Below are 21193 nucleotides of genomic sequence, written 5' to 3'. Positions count from 1 at the left end.
GGCCCCGCCAGGCGGGGCCTACGGGGCGGTTTACCCCAGCAGCGAGTGCAGGAACACCGCAACCACGCCCAGCGGCGCCACGTAGCGCGCCACCACCAGCCACAGCGATTCGCTGCCCCCGGAGAGGTTGAGCTCGGCGGCCACGCTGCGGCGGTCCAGGCACCAGGCGACGAACAGGATCGCGCCGAGGCCCGTCAGGGGCAGCAGGAACTTGCTGGTGAAAGTGTCCAGCAGGTCGAAGACGTTGAGCCCCAGGATCAGGAACTCCCCCAGCAGGTTGAACGAGAGCAGGGCGAGGATGCCCAGGGTCCACACCGCCACCCCGCTGACCAGGGTCGCCGCGACGCGCGAGAGCGGCGTGCGCTCTTCGACGAATTCCACCACCGGCTCCAGCAGCGAGATGGCCGAGGTCAGCGCCGCGAAGGTCAGCAGCAGGAAGAACATCAGGCCCAGCAGGGCGCCGCCGGTCATGTTGCCGAACGCCAGCGGCAGCGTGATGAAGATCAGCCCCGGGCCCGAGTCGAGGTCCAGCCCGTTGGCGAACACGATGGGGAAGATCGCCAGGCCCGCCAGCAGGGCAATGCCGGTGTCGAGCAGGATCACCGTGCGCGCGGTCCCCAGCAGGTTGACCTCCTCGCCCAGGTAGGAGCCGTAGGCCATCATGATGCCCATGCCCAGCGACAGGGTGAAGAAGGCCTGGCCCATGGCCGCCAGCACCACCTCGCCGTTGATGGCGTCCCAGTCGGGCCGGAACATGAAGGAGAGTGCCTCGCCGAAGTGGCCCGTGGTCATGCCGTAGCCGACCAGCACCAGCATCAGGATCACCAGCGCCGGCATCATGGTACGCACGGCCCCTTCCAGCCCCTTGGTCACGCCGCGGGCGACGATGCCGATGACCAGCAGCATGAACACGGTGTGCCACAGCAGCAGGGTCCCGGGGTTACCCAGCATGCCGGTGAAGACGCCGCTGACGCCCTCCGCGTCGCGGCCGCTGAAGGCGCCAGTGACCGAACCGAGGGTATAGGAGAGCGACCAGCCGCCGATCACGCTGTAGAAGGAGAGGATCAGGAAGGCGGCGAGAACGCCACAGACGCCCACCAGGACCCAGGCCGGCAGGTGACCGCCGCGGCGAGCGAGCTCGGCCATGGCATTGATCGGGTTCTCCTGGCCTCGCCGGCCGATCAGCCATTCCGCGACCAGAATCGGCAGACCGATGACGGCGATACAGAGCAGGTAGACCAGGACGAAAGCGGCCCCGCCGCTCTCGCCCACCATGTAGGGAAACTTCCAGATATTGCCCAGCCCCACCGCCGAGCCGGCGGCCGCGAGCACGAAGGTCATCTTCGATGACCACTGGGCGTGTACGAGTTTAGACATGACTCACCTGTTGTTGTGTATCTGGTTGTTGATCTTTCTCAAGCGCAAAAACTCAGTAGATAGGAGGGTTTTTGGCTCGAATGTCGGCAAATCTATCCGATCATACGCTCGAACGCCAGTCGGATGGCGGTCACAACAGGCTCGTCTGACGCTCGCCGGCAAACTCCCCCAGCGGCGGCAGGCCGAGGTCGCCGGCCAATGCCTGGAACAGCCGTCTGGCCAGCTGGGGGGCCTGGCGGTTGTCGGCGGTATGCACAAACAAGAAAGGGGTTTTCCCCTGATTTATCCACAGCTTGATCTGGTCGATCCAGGGCGTGAAGTAGTGCAGGTTGATCGCCTCATCGAGATGCCCGATGAAACGAATCAGCGGTTGGTCTCCCGTGGAAAGCACGTGTAATGGGCATCTTGGCTTTTCCTTCTGGGCGTGGGCGAGCGCCGGACTGCCCTCAGGCGGGGTCGAGAACAGCGCGCGGACGTCGAGCATGGCGCGGTTGGCAGCATGAGTTATCAACAGGCGGTTCAAGGCAACTTCGGCCGCCCCCTTGTGGAAAAATTCGGGGTGGCGGACCTCCACGGCGCACGGAATCGCGGACGGCCAGCGCGCGAGCAGCGCCTCGAGGCGGGGCAGTTCGGCGTGGCCGAAGTCCCGCGGCAGCTGGACGAGCAGCGGACCCAGGCGTTCGTGCAGCGGCGCGAGCGCATCGACGAAGGCGTCGAACTCGGCCTCGACGTGGTCGAGTCGCTTGGCGTGGGTGACACTCGCCGGCAGCTTGAAGCAGAAGCGGAAGTGGGCGGGCGCCAGGTGCGCCCAGGCTGCCACCGTCTCCGCCCTGGGCGCACCGCTGTAGAAGGTGGTGCTGCCCTCCACCGCGGAGAAGACCCGGGCGTAGTCGGCCAGCCAGCCTTCCTGGCCCGCATAGGGCGGGTAGAGGGAGCCGCACCAGTCGGGATTGGCCCACATGGGCAGGCCCAGGAACAGTCCCGGCACGGCCTCCTCCTCGCTTCGCCGGCGAGTCGCGGCGCAGGGCGGCGTTGCTACTCCACCGTCACCGACTTGGCCAGGTTGCGCGGCTGGTCGACGTCGGTACCCTTGAGTACCGCCACGTGATAGCTGAGCAGCTGCAGCGGCACGGTGTACAGGATCGGCGCCAGGGCCTCGTGCACGTGTGGCAGGTGCAACACCCTGACGCCCGGCTCCTCCGCGATGCCGACCCGCTCGTCGGCAAACACGAAGAGCTCGCCGCCCCGCGCCTTGACCTCCTGCAGGTTGGATTTCAGCTTGTCGAGCAGCTCGTCGTTGGGGGCGACGGAAATGACCGGCATCTCGCTGTCGACCAGCGCCAGTGGCCCGTGCTTGAGTTCGCCGGCGGGGTAGGCCTCGGCGTGGATATAGGAGATCTCCTTGAGCTTGAGCGCACCTTCCAGGGCGATGGGGAAGTGCGCCCCGCGGCCGAGGAACAGCGCGTGATGCTTCTCGGCGAAGGCGGTCGACAGCGCCTCGATGTCGCCGTCCAGCTGCAGGACGCGGCCCACCCGTTGCGGCAGGTCGCGCAGCGCGTCCACCAGCTCGGCCTGGGTCTCGGCGGCGAGGCCCTTGACCCGCCCCAGCGCCAGGGTCAGCAGCATCAATGCCGTGAGCTGCGTGGTGAAGGCCTTGGTGGAGGCGACGCCGATCTCGGGGCCGGCCTGGGTCATCAGCGTCAGGGCCGATTCCCTCACCAGCGAGCTGCCCGGCACGTTGCAGATCGCCAGGGTGGCGAGATAGCCCTGCTCGCGGGCGAAGCGCAGCGCGGCGAGGGTATCGGCGGTCTCGCCGGACTGCGACAGGGTGACGAAGAGCGTGTTCTCGGGCACCACCACGCTGCGGTAGCGATACTCCGAGGCCACCTCCACCTGCACGGGTAGCCCGGCATAGCGCTCGAGCCAGTAGCGCGCCACCAGCCCGGCGTGGTAGCTGGTGCCGCAGGCCACGATATGCACCTGCGCGACCCGGGCGAAAAGCGCCTCGGCGTCGGGGCCGAAACACTCCGCCGGCACCGAACGCTCGCCCAGTCGCCCTTCGAGGGCCGCCGCGATCACCGCCGGCTGCTCGAAGATCTCCTTCAGCATGAAGTGGCGATACGCGCCCTTGCTGGCGGCCCCATCGCCGTGCTCGAAGGACTGCACCGGGCGGCGCACGGCCTGACCCGCAGCATCGAAGATCTCGACGCGGCCGCCGGCGGCGAGCCGCACCACATCGCCCTCCTCGAGGTAGATGAAGCGATCGGTGACCTGCAGCAGCGCCAGCGGATCGGAACCGAGGAAGGCCTCGTCGATGCCCACCCCCACCACCAGCGGGCTGCCCTTGCGCGCGCCGACGATGACGCCGGGCTCGTCGGCGTGCACCACCGCCAGCGCGTAGGCGCCCTCGAGGCGTGACAGGCCCCGCTGCACCGCCGCCAGCAGGTCGCCACCGTGGCGGTACTCGTGCTCCAGCAAGTGGGCCACCACCTCGGTATCGGTCTGCGAGGAGAAGGCGTAGCCGGCCGCCTGCAGCTCGCGCCGCAGCGGCTCGTGGTTCTCGATGATGCCGTTGTGCACCAGCGCCAGCCGGTCACCCGACTGGTGCGGGTGGGCGTTCTCCTCGCTGGGCTTGCCGTGAGTGGCCCAGCGGGTGTGGGCGATGCCGCAGCGACCCGGCAGGGCATTCTCCTCGAGCATCGCTTCGAGAGCGGCCACCTTGCCCAGCGCCCGACGCCGCTGCAGCTCACCGGAACCGGCGAGCACGGCCATGCCGGCCGAATCGTAGCCGCGATACTCCAGCCGCCTGAGGCCCTCGAGCAGGATGCCCTCCACGTTGCGTTCGGCAACGGCACCAACGATTCCACACATGACGATTCCTCGCGCTTGCTTCAGTCTCGGGTCTTGCTGGCCGGCCGCACCCAGTCGGCCTTGGCGATCTGGCGCCCTCGGGAAACGGCCAGGGCGTTGTCGGGCACGTCCTTGCTGATGGTCGAACCGGCACCGACCGTGGCGCCGCGGCCGACACTGACCGGCGCCACCAGGGCGGTGTTGGAGCCGATGAAGGCGTCATCGCCGATGTCGGTGCGATGCTTGTTGGCCCCGTCGTAGTTGCAGGTGATGGTGCCGGCACCGACGTTGACGTCGCGCCCCAGCCGCGCATCGCCGACGTAGCTCAGGTGGTTGATCTTGCTGCCCTCGCCCACCTCGGCGTTCTTGGTCTCGACGAAATTGCCCACCCTGGCCCCCACCGCCAGGCGAGTGCCGGGGCGCAGCCTGGCGAAGGGCCCGATGCGGTTGTGCCCGGCCGCCACCGCACCCTCGAGGACGCTGTGGGGCTCGATCACGCTTTCGGCGCCGATATGGCTATCGCGGATCACGCAGTGGGGGCCGATGCGCACGCCCTCGCCCAGTTCCACCTCGCCCTCGAACACGCAGCCGACATCGATCTCGACGTCGTGTCCGCAGCTCAGGCGGCCGCGCACGTCGATGCGCGACGGATCGATCAGCGCCACCCCCTGGGCCATGAGGGCCTCGGCGAGGTGGCGCTGATGGGCACGCTCCAGCCGCGCCATCTGCGAGCGGTTGTTGACCCCCTCCACTTCGAGCGGATCGGCAGGCTGGGCGGTGGCGATGGCGATGCCCTCGGCGGCCGCCATGGCGATGACGTCGGTCAGGTAGTACTCGCCCTGGGCATTGTCGGCGGAGAGCCGCGGCAGCCAGCGCTTCAGCTGGGCGGCGGTCATGGCCATGATGCCCGTGTTGCATTCACGGATCGCCAGCTCGCTCTCGCTGGCATCCTTCTGCTCGACGATGGCCACGGCCTGGCCGTGCTCGTCGCGCAGGATGCGGCCGTAGCCGTTCGGGTCGTCCAGGGTCACGGTGAGCAGTCCCATGCGCGACTCGTCCACCTCCTCCAGCAGCGAGGCCAGTGTCTCGCGCCGGATCAGCGGCACGTCGCCGTACAGCACCAGCACCCTGCCGTCGCCCATGTTCTCCAGCGCCTGCGCCACCGCATGTCCGGTACCCTTCTGCTCGGCCTGCAGCGCAAAGCGCACGGGATACTCGGAAAGCGCTTCGCGCACCCGCTCGGCGCCGTGGCCGATCACCACGTGCAGGCGATCCGCCTCGAGCTCCCGTGCGGTGTCGAGCACGTGACGTACCATCGGCTTGCCGGCCAGGCGATGCAGTACCTTGGGCAGGGTCGAACGCATCCGCGTGCCCTGCCCGGCCGCCAGAATCACCACATCCAGGGTCATCGAAGACTCCTTGTCCAATCGAATGGCTCCAGTATCATCGGGGCCCGAGCGCCCGCCCTTCTCGGGTGGCCGGCGCGCTCCCGGCGCCCTCAGCGCACTTCCAGGCCCATCTCATCGCTCAGCTCCTCGCCGAAGTAGTCGGCGAAAGCAGGGCTCGCCAGGCTGCTCCAGCCTTCGTCCTGACGCACCAGCAACAGCACCTTGAGCCCCTGCTCGCGTGCCAGCGCCAGGCCCGCCTCCTCGCCCAGCACCATGATCGCCGTGGCCCAGGCATCAGCCCAGGCGTTGGAGGGGTGGGCCACCGTCACCGACGCCACGCGATGCTCGATGGGACGGCCGGTGCGCGGATCGATGGTGTGCGAGAAGCGCCGCCCCTCCTCCTCGAAATAATTGCGATAGTCCCCCGAGGTCGCCACCGAGATGTCGTGCAGCGGCACGATATGGGTGGCCTCCTGGCGATCGTCGAGCGGGGCCTCGATGCCGATGCGCCAGCGCTCGCCGTCGCCATCGCGGTAGCCGCGCGTGATCAGGTCGCCGCCGAGGTTGACCAGGTAGTGCTCGATGCCCTCGGCGTCGAGGTAGGCGGCGACCCGATCGGTGGCGTGCCCCTTGGCCACGCCGCCGAGATTGACGAAGACGTCGCGCAGGCGCCGCGCCTGCATGTCAGTCTCGTCCACCTCGATGCTGTCGGGACCGACCTCGGCCAGGCGTGCCTGCAGGGTCTCGTCGTCGGGAATCTCGCGCGGTCGCGCCTCGGAGCCGAAGCTCCACAGGTTGACCAGCCCACCGAGGGTGACGTCGAAGGCGCCACCGCTCGCCTCGGCCACCGACTGGCTGATCGCCAGCACCTCGATCAGCTCGTTGGAGAGCGGCTGCCATTCCCCGAGCGGGGCCTGGTTGAAGGTCATCAGCTCCGAGTCGTCGCGATAGATCGACATCGCACCATCCACCTGCTCGAGCACCTCGATGAGCCCCTCCTCCAGGTCGCGCGCCTGGCCCTGGGTGAGGCTGTCGCCGATGGTCACCTGATAGAAGGAGCCGAAGATGCTCCCTTCCAGGCGCACCGGCGACTCCAGCGGACGGTCGTTCTCGGAACAGCCGGCGATCAACAAGCCCAGGCACAGCGCCAAAATCACGGGGCGCAGGACAGCTTTCATGGTAACAGGACTCCTCGATAGAGTGTTGCTCGGCTAGCCGAAGATCCACAGCAGCCATAGGCCCAGCACGATGCGGTAGACGACGAAAGGCTGCATGCCGATCCGCTTGATGAAGGCGAGGAAGTAGTGGATGCAGAGATAGGCACTCAGCCCCGACAAGGCCACTCCGGTCGCCATGGCCAGCCAGTCGATGTCGCCTGGCGACTGCAGCAGGCCGACGATCTCCAGCCCCGACGCCAGCACGATCACCGGAATCGAGAGCAGGAACGAGAAGCGCGACGCCCCCTCGCGGCTCATCCCCAGCAACAGCGCCGCGGTGATGGTGATACCGGAGCGCGAGGTGCCGGGAATCAGCGCCAGTGCCTGGGCCAGGCCGATCAGCATCGCGTCGCGCAGGGTCAACTGGTACTCGCTGCGCCCCGAGCGCCTGCCCCAGTCGGCATAGCTCAGGAGCACGCCGAACACGATCAGCCCCCCCGAGATCAAGAGCGGCGAGCGCATGCTCTGCTCGATGGCATCGTGCAGGGCGAGGCCCGCCAGGCACACCGGAATCGTGGCCAGCAGCACCCACCAGGCCAGCCGGGCATCGGGATCGTCGGTCCCGTGGCGCAGGGTCCGGCCGCGCAGGGACAGCAACCAGCTCGTCGCCATGCGCCGCAGGTCGTGGCGGAAGTAGCACACCACCGCCAGCAGGCTGCCCAGGTGCACCGCGACGTCGAAGACCAGGCCCTGGTCGGTCCAGTCGGTCAACACGGGCACCAGGATCAGGTGGGCCGAACTCGAGACCGGCAGGAATTCGGTCAGCCCCTGGACCACGGACAACACGACGACCTGAAGCCAATCCATATGGCGCTCTCCCCCGATGGCTAGGACGTGCGCAGCCTGGCAGCGAACGCACGGCAGGACGCGAAGAGGATACACGTCCCCCCGCCGCTTGTCCGCCGTGTCTCGTTACCATTCTGTTCGAGCCCAGGCCGCCGCCATCGGGCGGCCGCGCCCCGTGGGGAGCTGTTCATGATCGTGCCCGCTAGTGTCCGGCCAGTACCGCCGTGGCGATGGTGAAGTAGATGACGACGCCGCTGGCGTCGATCAGCGTGGTCACCAGCGGCGCCGAGGCGGTGGCCGGGTCCCAGCCCACACGGTTGAGGAGGAACGGCAGGCACATGCCGAGCAGGCTGCCGAACAGCACGATGGTCACCATGCTGGTCGCCACCACCATGGCGACCGCCTCGCCGCCGCGCATCACGCCGATCGGCGCGACGGCCAGCGCCATGGTCAGCCCCAGCGCACCGGCCACCATCAGTTCGCGCCCGAGCAGCTTGCCCCAGTCCTTGACCCCGACATCGCCGGTGGCCATGCCGCGTACCGTGAGCGTGGCGGCCTGGGCGCCGGCGTTGCCGCCGCTGCCGATCAGCAGCGGCAGGAAGAACACCAGCGCCACCTGGGCGGCGATGGTGTCCTCGAAATAGGCGATCCCGGCACCGGAGAAGAGGTTGGCGAACACCAGCAGCACCAGCCAGGTCACGCGCTTGCGGTAGAGGCTCCACAGCGGCACCCGGCTGACGCCATCCTCGAGCTGGCCGATGGACATGCCCTTGTGGAAGTCCTCGGTAGCCTCCTCCTCGGCCACGTCCATGGCATCGTCGTGGGTGACGATGCCGACCAGGCGCGCCTCGTGGTCGGTGACCGGCACGGCCAGCATGTCGTAGCGGGCCACCAGGCGCGCCACCTCCTCCTGCGCCTCGTCCACCGACACGCTGATGACGTCCTTGATCATCAGGTCGTCGACCTGTGCGCCGGGGCGCGCCACCATCAGTTGGCGCAGCGACAGGGTGCCGGCCAGCCGGCCCTCGGGGTCGATGACGTAGAGCTGGTAGACCGTCTCGGCGTCGGGCGCGGTCTGGCGCACCCGCATCATCGCCTGGGACACGGTCATGCCGCTGGGGATGGCGACGTAGTCCGAGGTCATGATCGCCCCGGCGGTACCCTCCTCGTAGCTCGCCAGGCGCTTGAGGTCCTCGCGCTCCTGACGCGCCATGCGCCGCAGCAGCACCTCCTGGCGATCCTCGCCGAGCAGGTTGAAGAGGTCGGCACGCTCGTCCGAGCCCATCTCCTCCAGTACCGAGAGCAGCAGCTCGTCGGACATGGCTTCGGCCACCTCGAGCTGGACCTCGCCGGGGAGATAACCGAGGACGTTGGCGCGGCGCTCCAGCGGCAGGCAGTCGAGCAGCTTCAGCACGCTGGGTAGGTCGTCATCCTCCTCGGCCATCTCCTCGAGGATCTCGGAGAGATCCGCGGCGCGCAGCTCAGGCAACCACTGGTCGAGACGCTCGCGATCCTCCTGCTCGAGGGCCTGGACCAGGGTTTCCTTGTGTTCCTGCAGCTGTTCGCTCAATGACATGGCGCTCTCCTGGAACCGCGCAGTGGGAAGCGTCACCACGGCCTGGCGGCATGAGTATGGGCTGGGACCCTCCCGCTACCCGCTCGCACATGATAACAGAGACGAAAACGCCCCCCGAACAGTGTTCGGGGGGCGCTTCGCGACCGGCCGGCTGGAATCAGCCCCGGCCACCCTTCTTGCGCAGCTGCTGGATGGTGCGCAGCTGCGCCACGGCTTCCGCGAGCTCAGCGGCGGCACGGGTGTAGTCCATCTCCGCCGACTTCTCGTTGAAGGCGCGCAGCGCATGCTGGCGGGCCTCCTCGGCAGCGGCCTCGTCGAGGTCGCTGGCCCGCGCGGCCGAGTCGGCCAGCACGGTTACCACGTCCGGCTGCACTTCGAGGAAGCCGCCTGACACGTAGTAGTTCTCCTCCTGGCCACCGTCGTGGATCACGCGGACGGGGCCCGGCTGCAGCTCGGTCAGCAGCGGGGCGTGCCCGGGCAGGATGCCCAGGTCGCCCATGATGCCCGAAGCCACGATCTGCTCGACTTCCCCGGAGAAGATCGAGGCTTCGGCGCTGACGATGTTGCATGTGAAGCTTTTCGCCATGGCGAAGTCCCCCTATGGACGGGATTACTTCATCTGGTTGGCTTTCTCGACGGCTTCGTCGATGCTGCCCACCATGTAGAAGGCCTGCTCCGGCAGATTGTCGTACTCACCGTCGAGGATACCCTGGAACCCGCGAATGGTGTCCTTCAGCGGTACGTACTTGCCCGGCGAGCCGGTGAAGACTTCGGCGACGAAGAACGGCTGCGACAGGAAGCGCTGGATCTTGCGCGCCCGCGACACGGCCAGCTTGTCCTCGTCGGACAGCTCGTCCATGCCCAGGATCGCGATGATGTCCTTGAGCTCCTTGTAGCGCTGCAGCACGTTCTGCACACCGCGAGCGGTGTTGTAGTGCTCCTCGCCGACGACCAGCGGGTCGAGCTGGCGCGAGGTGGAGTCCAGCGGATCGATGGCCGGATAGATGCCCAGCTCGGCGATCGAACGCGCCAGTACCACGGTGGCGTCCAGGTGCGAGAAGGTGGTGGCCGGCGACGGGTCGGTCAGGTCATCCGCGGGCACGTAGACCGCCTGCACCGAGGTGATCGAGCCGGTCTTGGTGGAAGTGATGCGCTCCTGCAGGACGCCCATCTCCTCGGCCAGGGTCGGCTGATAACCCACCGCGGAGGGCATGCGGCCCAGCAGGGCGGATACCTCGGTACCGGCCAGGGTGTAACGGTAGATGTTATCGACGAACAGCAGCACGTCGCGACCTTCATCGCGGAACTTCTCGGCGATGGTGAGGCCGGTCAGGGCCACGCGCAGGCGGTTGCCCGGCGGCTCGTTCATCTGGCCGTAGACCAGCGATACCTTGTCGATGACGTTCGACTCGGTCATCTCGTGGTAGAAGTCGTTGCCCTCACGGGTCCGCTCACCCACGCCGGCGAACACGGAGTAACCGCTGTGCTCGGTGGCGATGTTGCGGATCAGCTCCATCATGTTGACCGTCTTGCCCACGCCTGCGCCGCCGAACAGGCCGACCTTGCCGCCCTTGGCAAACGGACAGACCAGGTCGATGACCTTGATGCCGGTCTCGAGCAGCTCGTTGGACGCTGCCTGCTCGGCATAGGTCGGGGGCTTGCGGTGGATCGGCATGCGCTCCTGCTCGCCGATGTCGCCGGCCTCGTCGATCGGCTCGCCGAGCACGTTCATGATGCGACCCAGCGTCTCCTTGCCCACGGGCACGGAGATGGCGGCACCGGTGTTGGCGACTTCCATGCCACGCTTCAGGCCCTCGGTGGAGCCCATGGCGATGGTGCGCACCACGCCGTCGCCCAACTGCTGCTGGGTTTCCAGCACGGTCTCGGCATCCGAGACCTTCAGCGCGTCGTAGACCTTGGGAACATCGTCCCGCGGAAACTCTACGTCAATCACCGCGCCGATGATTTGTACGATACGTCCGCTCATCTTGGTTCCTCTCAAAAACCTGCAAATGAAACCTGTGTGCCGGGGAGCGCGCTTGGCGCCCCCGAGGCGCTATACGGCAGCGGCGCCGCCGACGATCTCGGAAATCTCCTGGGTGATGGCGGCCTGGCGGGCCTTGTTGTACACCATCTCCAGATCGTCGATCAGTCCGCCGGCGTTGTCGGTGGCGTTCTTCATGGCGATCATCCGGGCCGCCTGTTCGCAGGCCCCGTTCTCGACCACCGCCTGATACACCTGGGATTCGATGAAACGAATCAACAGGCTATCCAACAGCGCCTTGGCATCCGGCTCATACAGGTAGTCCCAGCTACCGGGACGCTTGTTGTCCTCTTCGTCCGCATCCGCCCCCATGTCGGGAGCGAGCGGCAGCAACTGGCGAACCACCGGCCTTTGCGTCATGGTGTTGACAAACTCGTTGTACACCACGTAGAGGCGATCCACTCGGCCCTCGTCATAGGCATCCAGCATCACCTTGACGCTGCCGATCAGATCCTCCATCTCCGGCGACTCGCCCAGCCCGCTCTTGGCCGCGACCAGATTGCCGCCATAGTTGCGGAAGAAACCGCCGGCCTTGCTGCCCAGGGCGCAGAAGTCAAGCTCCGCGCCCTCGCTGCGCCAGGCCACGGCGCTCTTCACCACGGCCTTGAACAGGTTGACGTTCAGACCGCCGCACAGGCCGCGGTCGGTGGACACCACGATGTAACCGACCCGCTTCACCTCGTCGCGCTCGACCATATAGTCGTGCTTGTACTCGGGGTTGGCGTCGGCAAGGTGGCTGGCCACGTTGCGGATCTGCCGGGCATAAGGCTGGCTGGCCCTCATCAGATCTTGTGCTTTACGCATCTTCGACGCAGCGACCATTTCCATGGCGCTGGTGATCTTCTGCGTATTCTTGATGCTCCCGATCTGGGTGCGTATCTCTTTTGCAGCTGCCATAGCGATCTACCTCGTTCGTGGCCCTCAGAAGATGTCCAGGGCCCGCCCTCGCGGGCGGGCCGGCGGATTTACCAGCTCTGAGTGGCCTTGAACTGCTCGAGACCCTGCTTCAGCCCTTGCTGGATCTCGTCGTTGTAGTCGCCGGTCTGGTTGATCTTGTCGAGCAGCTCGGCGTGCTCGGACTTCATGTAGTCGTGCAGGGCACGCTCGAAGTCCAGCACCTTGCTGACGTCGATATCATCCAGGAAGCCTTCGTTGGCGGCATACAGCGTCACACCCATCTCGGCCACCGACAGCGGCGAATACTGCTTCTGCTTCATCAGCTCGGTGACGCGCTGACCGTGCTCCAGCTGCTTGCGGGTGGCTTCGTCCAGATCGGAGGCGAACTGGGAGAAGGCCGCCAGCTCGCGGTACTGGGCGAGTGCCAGACGCACACCGCCGCCGAGCTTCTTGATGATCTTGGTCTGGGCCGCACCACCCACACGGGATACCGACAGGCCGGCGTTGATGGCCGGACGCACACCCGCATTGAACAGATCGGTCTCGAGGAAGATCTGGCCGTCGGTGATCGAGATCACGTTGGTCGGAACGAATGCCGACACGTCGCCGCCCTGGGTCTCGATGATCGGCAGCGCGGTCAGCGAGCCGGTCTTGCCGGTCACTTCACCGTTGGTGAACTTCTCGACGTACTCGACATTGACGCGAGCGGCACGCTCGAGCAGACGCGAGTGGAGGTAGAAGACGTCACCCGGATAGGCTTCACGGCCCGGCGGACGACGCAGCAGCAGGGATACCTGACGGTAGGCCCAGGCCTGCTTGGTCAGGTCGTCATAGACGATCAGGGCGTCCTGGCCGCGGTCGCGGAAGTACTCGCCCATGGTGCAGCCGGCATAGGGTGCCAGGAACTGCATCGGGGCCGGGTCGGCGGCGCCGGCGGCGACCACGATGGTGTGCTCCATGGCGCCGTGCTCCTCGAGCTTGCGCACCACGTTGGCGATGGTCGACTGCTTCTGACCGATGGCCACGTAGATACAGGTGACACCCTTGCCTTTCTGGTTGATGATCGCATCGACGGCGATGGCGGACTTGCCGATCTGGCGGTCGCCGATGATCAGCTCACGCTGACCGCGACCGATCGGCACCATGGCGTCGATCGACTTGAGGCCGGTCTGGATCGGCTGGTCCACCGACTGGCGGGTGATGACGCCCGGGGCGACCTTTTCCACCGCGTCGGTCAGCTTGGCGTCGATATCGCCCTTGCCGTCGATGGGGTTGCCCAGCGGGTCGACCACGCGGCCGATCAGCTCGGGACCCACCGGCACCTCGAGGATGCGACCGGTACAACTGGCGGTCATGCCCTCTTCTAGCTGGAGGTAGTCGCCCAGTACCACGGCGCCCACGGAGTCGCGCTCGAGGTTGAGCACCATGCCGTAGATGCTACCGGGAAATTCGATCATCTCACCGAACATCGCATCTTCGAGGCCGTGAATACGCACGATGCCGTCGGAGACACTGACGATGGTGCCCTGGTTACGGGCTTCGGATGCGACATCCAGCTTTTCGATACGCTGCTTGATGATGTCGCTGATCTCGGAAGGATTCAGTTGCTGCATGCCATGTCCCTCGGACTCAAGCGGTAAGAGCTTCGGAGAGGCGGTTCAATCGACCGCGTACCGATCCGTCGATGACAGTATCGCCGGCGCGCAGGACGACGCCTCCGATAAGCTTCGGATCCACCTGAGTGATAATGGAGATTTCGCGATTCAGCCGCTTCTTGAGCGCGCCGGCGAGCTTGTTCTGCTGCTTGTCGTCGAGCGCATAGGCCGAGACGACGGTGACCTCGACGCGCTGATCATGCTCGGCGCGCAGATACGCGAACCGCTCGGCGATCGCGGGAAGCGCCGTCAGCCGACCCTTTTCGCCCAGCATCTCGACAAAGGCCTTGGCCGAGTCGTCGAGCTTGACCTCGGTCAGCTCGATGAGCATGGCGACCTTGCGCTCGGGCGAGAAACGCGGGCTGGACAATAGCTTCTGCACGTCGCGTACGGCAACGGCCTGGCCCAGCTTGTCGAGCCATTCGGACCAGCCGTCCAGCGCCTGATGATCGCGTGCGTGTTCGAATGCCGCTCTAGCGTAGGGTCGCGCGACGGTAGAGAGTTCCGCCATGGATCACCTCCTCACAGTTCGGCAGCAAGCTTGTCGAGCAGCTTGCGATGCGCCTTCTCGTCGACGGAGGCTTCCAGGACGCGCTCGGCACCGACCACGGCGAGGCTGGAGACCTGGGCCCGCAGCTCGTCCTTGGCCCGCTGGATTTCCTGATCGATCTCGGCACGTGCGCTGGCGATGATGCGCTCGCCTTCGGCACGCGCCTGCACACGGGCTTCCTCGACCATCTGCGCCGAACGCTTGTTGGCCTGCTCGAGAATCTGCGAAGCCTGCTCCTTGCTCTCGCGCAGCGTCTGGGACGCCTGCTCCTGGGCGAGCTCGAGGTCACGTGACGCCCGGCTGGCCGCATCGAGACCTTCGGCGATTCGCTTCTGGCGCTCGTGAAGCGCGGTGCTGATCGGCGGCCACACATACTTGATACAGAACCAGACAAAAATCGCGAAGGCGATCGTTTGTCCGATAAGCGTCATGTTGATATTCACGGGTATGTACCTCTGACGGGTTCGTGGCGACCGGAAACGAGCAAACCGAGCGCTTCAGCGCTCGGCAGCGGCGTTAACCGGCGACGACGAAGATCAGGTACATCGCGATACCCACGCCGATCATCGGCACGGCGTCGAGCAGACCGGCCATCAGGAAGGTCTTGGTCTGCAGCTGGTCGCCCAGTTCGGGCTGGCGAGCGGTGGACTCGAGCAGCTTGCCGCCGAGAATGGCGAAGCCGATACCGGTACCCAGAGCGCCCAGACCGATCATGAGGGAAGCGGCGAGGTAAATGTAATCCATTGTGTGCTCCTAGTTTTCAAGTTGACTTTCAAGGGGTTGAGGGTTGGGAACTGCAAGTTGCTCGTTTCAGTGATGCTCGTGCGCAGCGCTGAGGTAGACCACGGTGAGCATGGTGAAGATGAACGCCTGGAGTGTGATCACCAGGATATGGAAGATGGCCCATGGCACGTCGAGCAGCCAGATGGCCCAGAACGGCAGCAGGGCGATCAGGATGAAGATGACCTCACCGGCGAACATGTTGCCGAACAGTCGCATCGCCAGGCTGAAGGGCTTGACGACCAGGCTCACGATTTCGAGAACCAGGTTGAACGGGATCAGCAGCCAGTGGTTGAACGGTGTCAGCGAGAGTTCGCGGGCGAAGCCGCCGACGCCCTTGACCTTGAAGCTGTAGTAGAGGATCAGCAGGAACACCCCCAGCGCCATGCCCAGGGTGGCGTTGACGTCGGTGGTGGGCACGATCTTCATGTAGTCGACGCCGAGGCGGATGAACAGCTCCGGAAAGTAGTCGACCGGGATGATCTTCAGCGTGTTCATGAGCAGGATCCACACGAACAGCGTCAGCGCCAGCGGGGCGATGATGGGATTCTTGCCGTGGAAGGCGGAGCGCACCAGGCCCTCGATGAACTCGATGACCATCTCGACCGCGTTCTGCAGCCCGCCGGGCACGCCGGTGGTGGCGATCTTGCCGGCCTTGCGGAACAGCCAGATGAACAGCAGGCCCATGGCGATGGACCAGCCCATGGTATCCAGGTGAATGGCCCAGAAGCCCATCTCGCGAGCCTCCTCGGCGGAGTGCGCGATCGACCAGCCATTCTCGGGATGGCGCCCGAAGGTCAGGTTCTGGAGGTGGTGCTGAATGTAGGACGCTGCCGTAACTTCGTTACCTGCTGCCATGCTGTCGTTACCTCGATTCAGGAGCCGGTCTTCCACGCTTGAACCAGGGCGCGAGCCAATGCGTGAACAGTACCGCCACGTATGCGACAAAGAAGAAAATCGGGTTTGAGGGAGGCACTGCCGCGAATACCGCGGCCAGCAGTGCCACCGTCAAACCGAACTTTCCTGCCTCGGCCCGGTACAGGTTCGAGACGAAGCGACTTGCCTGCCTGCCTCCGCGTACCGAGCCGATCCGCCAGGCGAAATAGAGGGAGGGAATCAGGCCTACCAGGCCACCCTTCAGCGCCGACACGGCGCCTTCGGTTCCCGCTATCCATGCGCCGATCGCCGCGACGGACGCGACCGCTGCGCCCTGCCACCCGAGCAGGCGGGTGATGTCGATGCGCTCGCGTCTGCGACTCGAGTGTCTGTGCATCTGTCGACAGTCCGGCCCCGCCAGAACAGGGCATGAGGGCCATCTGAACCTGGCCGGTCGCCCAGGCAAACAACGGCGGATTATAGGGAAGCGCCTTGGCCGGTTCAACCAGACTCGGCGCTTTTCGCCCACGAATGGTGCAGGTTTGCTACCAAAGAAGCAATGATTGTCGACACCGTTTGCGGCGTCAGCGGATGTGCTCGAGGATGCCGTCGAGCTCGTCCAGGCTGGAGTAGCGTATCGTCACCCGCCCCTTGCCCCCCCGGCCGTGCTGTATCCTCACCGGGGCGCCCAGCAGCTCACCGAGCCGGGTCTCCAGGCGCGCCACGTCGGGGCTCTCGGAAGCGGTCTCGGCCTTCTTCACCTCGCCCTGGGCGAGGCGCTTCACCAGCGCCTCGGTATCGCGCACCGTGAGATCCTTGTTGACCACTTCGTGCGCCGCGCGACGCTGCTTGGCCCCGGAGAGGGCGAGCAGGGCGCGGGCGTGGCCCATGTCGAGATCGCCGCGCTCGAGCAGGGTCTGCACCTCCGGGTCCAGCGCCAGCAGGCGCAGCAGGTTGGCGACCTGGGCACGCGACTTGCCCACCGCATCCGCCACCTGCTGCTGGGTGAGCTCGAACTCGTCGAGCAGGCGCTTGAGGGCCATCGCCTCCTCGACCGGGTTGAGGTTCTCGCGCTGGATGTTCTCGATCAGCGCCAGCGCCAGCGCCACTTCGTCACTGACCTCGCGGATCACCGCCGGGATGGTGTCGAGCTCGGCCAGCTGGGCGGCGCGCCAGCGCCGCTCGCCGGCGATGATCTCGTAGCGCGCCTCGCCGATCGGGCGCACCACGATGGGCTGCATCACGCCCTGGGCGCGGATCGAGTCGGCCAGCTCCTCCAGTGCCTCGGGCTGGATGTCGCGGCGCGGCTGGTACTTGCCGCGCGAGAGCTGTACCAGCGGCAGGCGCTCGAGGCGCTCCTCGGCGGCAGGAGCGGCTCCTTCGGCCGGCGCACTCGTCTCGTTCTCGTCGAGGCGAGCTTCGACCTCGGGCAGCTCGAGATTCTCGCGGCGACGGGCGCCGGCACCGATCAGGGCATCCAGGCCTCGGCCCAGGGCGCGTTTACGCGTCATCAGCATTCCCTCATCACGAAAATCGGTCACGACCGGAGGTTACACCCACCGCGCTACAGCGACAGGCGACGAATCAGTTCCTTGGCCAATACCCGGTGCGCCTGGCTGCCGCGCGAGAAGCGCGCATACTTGGTCACCGGCAGGCCGTGGCTGGGCGCCTCCGCCACCCGCACGTTGCGCGGGATGGTGGTCTTGAGCAGCGCCTCGCCGAAGTAGTCGCGCAGCTGCTTGCTGACGTCACGGGTCAGGCTGTTGCGACCGTCGAACATGGTGCGCAGGATGCCATAGATCGCCAGGTCGGGGTTCACGCTGTCCTTGATCTGCTCGACGGTGTCGAGCAGGGCCGAGAGCCCCTCGAGAGCGTAGAACTCGCACTGCAACGGTATCAGCACGCCGTTGGCGGCGGTCAGGGCGTTGACGGTGAGCATGTTGAGCGAGGGCGGGCAGTCGATCAGCACCACGTCGTACTCGCCGGCAACGCTGCCCAGCGCCTCGGTCAGGCTGCGCTCGCGACCTTCGGCCCGATCCAGCAACTCCACCTCGGCGGCGGTGAGGTCGCCGTTGCCCGGTAGCAGCGAGTAGCCGGCGGTGGGACAGTCGAGCATCACCTCGGGCGCGCTCTTCTCGCCCAGCAGCAGGTCGAGCACGCTGCCTTCGAGCGCGTGCTTGTCGATGCCGCTGCCCATGGTGGCATGCCCCTGGGGGTCGAGATCGACCAGCAGCACGCGGCGATCCAGGGCGGCCAAGCTGGCGGCCAGGTTGACGGCGGTGGTGGTCTTGCCCACGCCGCCCTTCTGGTTGGTCAAGGCGATGATTTGGGTCACGGGCGACTTCCTTGCGTCGAAGGCTCGCTCACAGGCGGCCTGGGTTGGAATCGGTTCGCTCGACGATCAACAGCTGACGCGCCCCCGTGGTGAACGGCACGGCAAGCGCATGCCGCTCGCGTATGGTCAGGCCGACCCCCAGGGCGGTCAGTTCCTCGTCGGCGGCCGGCCCCTTCATGGCCAGCCAGTGCCCGCCTTCCGCCAGCAGGTGGTCGGTCAGCCGAACGAAATCGGCCAGGCTGGCGAAGGCCCGCGAGATCACCTGGGCATAGCCGCCCGGCGGCGGCTCGAAGGCCTCGACCCGCGCCTGCACGGGCGTGACGTTGGCGAGCCCGAGCTCCATGACCGCCTGACGCTGGAAGCGCACCTTCTTGCCGTTGCTGTCGAGCAGCGTGACCGCAAGCGCAGGCTCGAGGATCGCCAGCACCAGCCCCGGCAGGCCCGGCCCCGAGCCCACGTCGAGCAGCGGTGCGGCGCCGACGAACGGCAGTACCGCCGCGCTGTCGAGCAGGTGCCTGGCCACCATCTCTTCCGGTGAGCGTATCGCGGTGAGGTTATAGGCGCGATTCCACTTGTGCAACAACCCGACCAGACGCAGCAGCCGCTCGCGTTGCCCGGCATCGATGACGACGCCCAGCGCGGCGGCCCCCGCGTCGAGCCGAGCCTCCACCTGGGGCGTGATGGCATCGCTCATCCGTTGGCCACTCGCGTGTCGTCGAGCAGACGACGCTTCTTGAGGTGAATCAGCAGGATGGACACCGCCGCGGGGGTGACTCCGGAGATCCGCGAGGCCTGGGCCAGGGTCCCGGGGCGAGCCGCGGCGAGCTTCTGGCGGATCTCGTGGGAAAGCCCCTCGACCTGGGCGTAGTCGAGATCGGCCGGCAGCGGCGTCGCCTCGTGGCGCTTGAGCTTGTCGATCTCCTCCTGCTGACGGTCGATGTAGCCCTGGTACTTGGCCTGGATCTGCACCTGCTCGGCCACCGCCTCGTCGTCGACCGGCTGGCCGGCGAGGGGCGCCACATCGGCGTAGCCGAGCTCGGGCCGCTTGAGCAGGTCGAGCAGGCTGTACTCGCGCGACAGCGGCTTGCCGGTCTTGCCCTCGACGGCCGCGGCAGCGGCCGTGCCGGGCTGGACCCAGCTGGCCTTGAGCCTGGCACTCTCGCGCTCGATCGCCTCGCGCTTGGCACTGAACGCAGCCCAGCGCGTGTCGTCGACCAGGCCCAGTTCGCGGCCGGCCTCGGTGAGGCGCAGGTCAGCGTTGTCCTCGCGCAGCAGCAGGCGGTACTCGGCGCGCGAGGTGAACATGCGGTAGGGCTCCTTGGTGCCGAGGGTGATCAGGTCGTCGACCAGCACCCCCAGGTAGGCCTCGTCGCGCCGCGGCCACCAGGCCTCGAGCCCCCTGGCGCGACGCGCGGCGTTGAGACCGGCCAGCAGCCCCTGGGCGCCCGCCTCCTCGTAGCCGGTGGTGCCGTTGATCTGCCCGGCGAAGAACAGGTTGTGGATGAACTTGGTCTCCAGCGAGTGCTTGAGGTCGCGCGGATCGAAGAAATCGTACTCGATGGCGTAGCCGGGCCGCGTGATACGGGCGTTCTCCAGCCCCTGGATCGAGCGCACCACCGCGAGCTGCACGTCGAAGGGCAGCGAGGTGGAGATGCCGTTGGGGTAGAGCTCGTGGGTGTCGAGCCCCTCCGGCTCGATGAATACCTGATGGCTCGCCTTGTCGGCGAAGCGGTGCACCTTGTCCTCGATCGACGGGCAGTAGCGCGGCCCGACACCCTCGATCACGCCGGAATACATCGGCGAGCGGTCGAGGTTGGCGAAGATGATCTCGTGGGTGCGCTCGTTGGTATGGGCGATATGGCAGCTCACCTGGCGCGGGTGCATGTCGCGGCTGCCCAGGTAGGACATCACCGGCGTCGGCGTATCGCCCGGCTGCTCCTCGAGCTGCGCGTAGTCGACGCTTTTGGCGTCCAGCCGTGGCGGGGTACCGGTCTTGAGCCGGTCGACCCGGAACGGCAGCGCCCTCAGGCGACCGGCCAGCGCGTTGGAGGGCGGATCGCCGGCGCGACCGCCGCGGCTCTGCTCGAGACCGATGTGGATCACGCCACCGAGGAAGGTGCCGGTGCACAGCACCACCGTCTCCGCCAGCAGGCGAATGCCGGTCTCGGTGACCACCCCGCGCACGGTGTCGCCCTCGACGATCAGGTCGCCGGCGGCCTGCTGGAAGAGCGTCAGGTTGGCCTGGTTCTCCAGCATGCCGCGGATAGCGGCCTTGTAGCGCACCCGGTCGGCCTGGGCGCGGGTGGCGCGCACCGCCGGCCCCTTGCGTGCGTTGAGCACGCGAAACTGGATACCGCCGAGGTCGGTGGCCAGGCCCATGGCCCCGCCCAGGGCATCGATCTCCTTGACCAGGTGGCTCTTGCCGATCCCGCCGATGGCGGGATTGCAGGACATCTGGCCGAGCGTCTCGATGTTGTGGGTCAGTAGCAGGGTCTGACAGCCCATGCGGGCGGAGGCCAGAGCGGCTTCGGTTCCCGCATGGCCACCGCCGATGACGATGACGTCAAAGCGGTCGGGATACTCCAATGTGCACCTCGTTGCGCTTGCGCGTGGAAATTGGCAAAGGGGCGAAAAACAAGCCTGCCAGTATAAACCGCCTGTGGGTAAGCGTCAGGGGTTTTCCACATCGGGTTCGCCAGCGTGTCTGCCCGGTACCCTCACTAATCAAAACAGAATGATTTAAGAGAGAAGTTCTGTTGTGGTAGTGACTATTGGTGTGGACAAATTCTGTGGGTAAGCGGAAAGATGTGATATTTATCAACAAGTTGAATTGTTGACTTTCGTGGTGAGAAGAGGGTGACG

The 21193-nt window shown here is 66.4% G+C and carries 20 protein-coding genes; all 20 read right to left on the bottom strand.

Going from position 1 to position 21193, the window contains the following annotated elements:
• Positions 1-30: 30 nt before the first annotated feature.
• Positions 31-1377 carry a sodium-dependent transporter gene (locus tag DIS04_RS17870; RefSeq protein ID WP_111415151.1) on the bottom strand — a complete coding sequence of 449 codons (1347 nt, stop codon included), beginning with the start codon at positions 1375-1377 and terminating at the stop codon, positions 31-33.
• A 130-nt stretch (positions 1378-1507) separates the two neighbouring features.
• Positions 1508-2338 carry a DUF72 domain-containing protein gene (locus DIS04_RS17865; RefSeq protein WP_111415192.1) on the bottom strand — a complete coding sequence of 277 codons (831 nt, stop codon included), beginning with the start codon at positions 2336-2338 and terminating at the stop codon, positions 1508-1510.
• Between the two features lie 74 nt (positions 2339-2412).
• Positions 2413-4248, bottom strand: coding sequence for a glutamine--fructose-6-phosphate transaminase (isomerizing) (gene glmS / locus DIS04_RS17860; protein ID WP_111415150.1), 1836 nt, complete (start codon positions 4246-4248; stop codon positions 2413-2415).
• Positions 4249-4268: 20 nt separating this feature from the next.
• Entirely contained in the window at positions 4269-5636 is a 1368-nt protein-coding gene (glmU, locus tag DIS04_RS17855; RefSeq protein WP_111415149.1) for a bifunctional UDP-N-acetylglucosamine diphosphorylase/glucosamine-1-phosphate N-acetyltransferase GlmU, read from the bottom strand.
• An 89-nt stretch (positions 5637-5725) separates the two neighbouring features.
• A complete protein-coding gene (locus tag DIS04_RS17850) occupies positions 5726-6793 on the bottom strand; it encodes an FAD:protein FMN transferase (RefSeq protein ID WP_111415148.1) in 1068 nt (355 codons plus the stop codon).
• A 33-nt stretch (positions 6794-6826) separates the two neighbouring features.
• On the bottom strand, positions 6827-7639 hold the full coding sequence (locus DIS04_RS17845) for an undecaprenyl-diphosphate phosphatase (protein WP_111415147.1): 813 nt from the start codon (positions 7637-7639) through the stop codon (positions 6827-6829).
• A gap of 181 nt (positions 7640-7820) precedes the next feature.
• The gene (gene mgtE / locus DIS04_RS17840) at positions 7821-9194 is read right to left on the bottom strand and encodes a magnesium transporter (protein ID WP_111415146.1); all 1374 of its coding nucleotides are present in this window, start codon (positions 9192-9194) and stop codon (positions 7821-7823) included.
• A 157-nt stretch (positions 9195-9351) separates the two neighbouring features.
• Entirely contained in the window at positions 9352-9780 is a 429-nt protein-coding gene (locus DIS04_RS17835) for a F0F1 ATP synthase subunit epsilon (protein WP_111415145.1), read from the bottom strand.
• Positions 9781-9804: 24 nt separating this feature from the next.
• Positions 9805-11181: a F0F1 ATP synthase subunit beta gene (gene atpD / locus DIS04_RS17830; protein WP_111415144.1), complete on the bottom strand. Its 1377-nt coding sequence runs from the start codon at positions 11179-11181 to the stop codon at positions 9805-9807.
• Positions 11182-11250: 69 nt separating this feature from the next.
• A complete protein-coding gene (atpG, locus tag DIS04_RS17825; protein ID WP_111415143.1) occupies positions 11251-12135 on the bottom strand; it encodes a F0F1 ATP synthase subunit gamma in 885 nt (294 codons plus the stop codon).
• A 68-nt stretch (positions 12136-12203) separates the two neighbouring features.
• Positions 12204-13748 (bottom strand): F0F1 ATP synthase subunit alpha, encoded by a 1545-nt coding sequence (gene atpA, locus DIS04_RS17820; RefSeq protein WP_111415142.1) that lies wholly within the window; start codon positions 13746-13748, stop codon positions 12204-12206.
• Positions 13749-13764: 16 nt separating this feature from the next.
• The gene (locus tag DIS04_RS17815) at positions 13765-14301 is read right to left on the bottom strand and encodes a F0F1 ATP synthase subunit delta (protein ID WP_111415141.1); all 537 of its coding nucleotides are present in this window, start codon (positions 14299-14301) and stop codon (positions 13765-13767) included.
• Between the two features lie 11 nt (positions 14302-14312).
• Positions 14313-14783, bottom strand: a complete 471-nt coding sequence (locus DIS04_RS17810) for a F0F1 ATP synthase subunit B (RefSeq protein ID WP_111415140.1) — start codon at positions 14781-14783, stop codon at positions 14313-14315.
• Between the two features lie 73 nt (positions 14784-14856).
• Positions 14857-15084, bottom strand: coding sequence for a F0F1 ATP synthase subunit C (gene atpE, locus DIS04_RS17805; RefSeq protein WP_111415139.1), 228 nt, complete (start codon positions 15082-15084; stop codon positions 14857-14859).
• Positions 15085-15150: 66 nt separating this feature from the next.
• Complete coding sequence (atpB, locus tag DIS04_RS17800) at positions 15151-15978, bottom strand: F0F1 ATP synthase subunit A (RefSeq protein WP_111415138.1); 828 nt, start codon at positions 15976-15978, stop codon at positions 15151-15153.
• A 7-nt stretch (positions 15979-15985) separates the two neighbouring features.
• Entirely contained in the window at positions 15986-16393 is a 408-nt protein-coding gene (locus DIS04_RS17795; protein WP_111415137.1) for an ATP synthase subunit I, read from the bottom strand.
• A 187-nt stretch (positions 16394-16580) separates the two neighbouring features.
• A complete protein-coding gene (locus tag DIS04_RS17790) occupies positions 16581-17507 on the bottom strand; it encodes a ParB/RepB/Spo0J family partition protein (protein WP_111415191.1) in 927 nt (308 codons plus the stop codon).
• 53 nt (positions 17508-17560) lie between these two features.
• Positions 17561-18331, bottom strand: coding sequence for a ParA family protein (locus DIS04_RS17785; RefSeq protein WP_111415136.1), 771 nt, complete (start codon positions 18329-18331; stop codon positions 17561-17563).
• Positions 18332-18359: 28 nt separating this feature from the next.
• A complete protein-coding gene (gene rsmG / locus DIS04_RS17780) occupies positions 18360-19025 on the bottom strand; it encodes a 16S rRNA (guanine(527)-N(7))-methyltransferase RsmG (RefSeq protein WP_111415135.1) in 666 nt (221 codons plus the stop codon).
• Positions 19022-20917, bottom strand: coding sequence for a tRNA uridine-5-carboxymethylaminomethyl(34) synthesis enzyme MnmG (gene mnmG / locus DIS04_RS17775; RefSeq protein WP_111415134.1), 1896 nt, complete (start codon positions 20915-20917; stop codon positions 19022-19024). The genes rsmG and mnmG overlap by 4 nt, the downstream gene beginning before the upstream one ends.
• Positions 20918-21193 lie beyond the last annotated feature (276 nt).

Origin of the sequence: Billgrantia lactosivorans, assembly GCF_003254665.1 — a bacterium.
GTDB classification, from domain to species: domain Bacteria; phylum Pseudomonadota; class Gammaproteobacteria; order Pseudomonadales; family Halomonadaceae; genus Halomonas; species Halomonas lactosivorans.
This window is presented reverse-complemented; position numbering and strand designations above follow the sequence as displayed.

Coding starts and splice junctions, on each gene's coding strand:
- DIS04_RS17795 (WP_111415137.1), bottom strand. CDS start 16,393: ATGCACAGACACTCGAGTCGCAGACGCGAGCGCATCGACATCACCCGC.
- DIS04_RS17790 (WP_111415191.1), bottom strand. CDS start 17,507: ATGACGCGTAAACGCGCCCTGGGCCGAGGCCTGGATGCCCTGATCGGT.
- DIS04_RS17815 (WP_111415141.1), bottom strand. CDS start 14,301: ATGGCGGAACTCTCTACCGTCGCGCGACCCTACGCTAGAGCGGCATTC.
- atpB (WP_111415138.1), bottom strand. CDS start 15,978: ATGGCAGCAGGTAACGAAGTTACGGCAGCGTCCTACATTCAGCACCAC.
- DIS04_RS17845 (WP_111415147.1), bottom strand. CDS start 7,639: ATGGATTGGCTTCAGGTCGTCGTGTTGTCCGTGGTCCAGGGGCTGACC.
- mgtE (WP_111415146.1), bottom strand. CDS start 9,194: ATGTCATTGAGCGAACAGCTGCAGGAACACAAGGAAACCCTGGTCCAG.
- atpD (WP_111415144.1), bottom strand. CDS start 11,181: ATGAGCGGACGTATCGTACAAATCATCGGCGCGGTGATTGACGTAGAG.
- rsmG (WP_111415135.1), bottom strand. CDS start 19,025: ATGAGCGATGCCATCACGCCCCAGGTGGAGGCTCGGCTCGACGCGGGG.
- DIS04_RS17865 (WP_111415192.1), bottom strand. CDS start 2,338: ATGTGGGCCAATCCCGACTGGTGCGGCTCCCTCTACCCGCCCTATGCG.
- atpE (WP_111415139.1), bottom strand. CDS start 15,084: ATGGATTACATTTACCTCGCCGCTTCCCTCATGATCGGTCTGGGCGCT.
- DIS04_RS17870 (WP_111415151.1), bottom strand. CDS start 1,377: ATGTCTAAACTCGTACACGCCCAGTGGTCATCGAAGATGACCTTCGTG.
- DIS04_RS17850 (WP_111415148.1), bottom strand. CDS start 6,793: ATGAAAGCTGTCCTGCGCCCCGTGATTTTGGCGCTGTGCCTGGGCTTG.
- atpG (WP_111415143.1), bottom strand. CDS start 12,135: ATGGCAGCTGCAAAAGAGATACGCACCCAGATCGGGAGCATCAAGAAT.
- atpA (WP_111415142.1), bottom strand. CDS start 13,748: ATGCAGCAACTGAATCCTTCCGAGATCAGCGACATCATCAAGCAGCGT.
- glmU (WP_111415149.1), bottom strand. CDS start 5,636: ATGACCCTGGATGTGGTGATTCTGGCGGCCGGGCAGGGCACGCGGATG.
- DIS04_RS17835 (WP_111415145.1), bottom strand. CDS start 9,780: ATGGCGAAAAGCTTCACATGCAACATCGTCAGCGCCGAAGCCTCGATC.
- glmS (WP_111415150.1), bottom strand. CDS start 4,248: ATGTGTGGAATCGTTGGTGCCGTTGCCGAACGCAACGTGGAGGGCATC.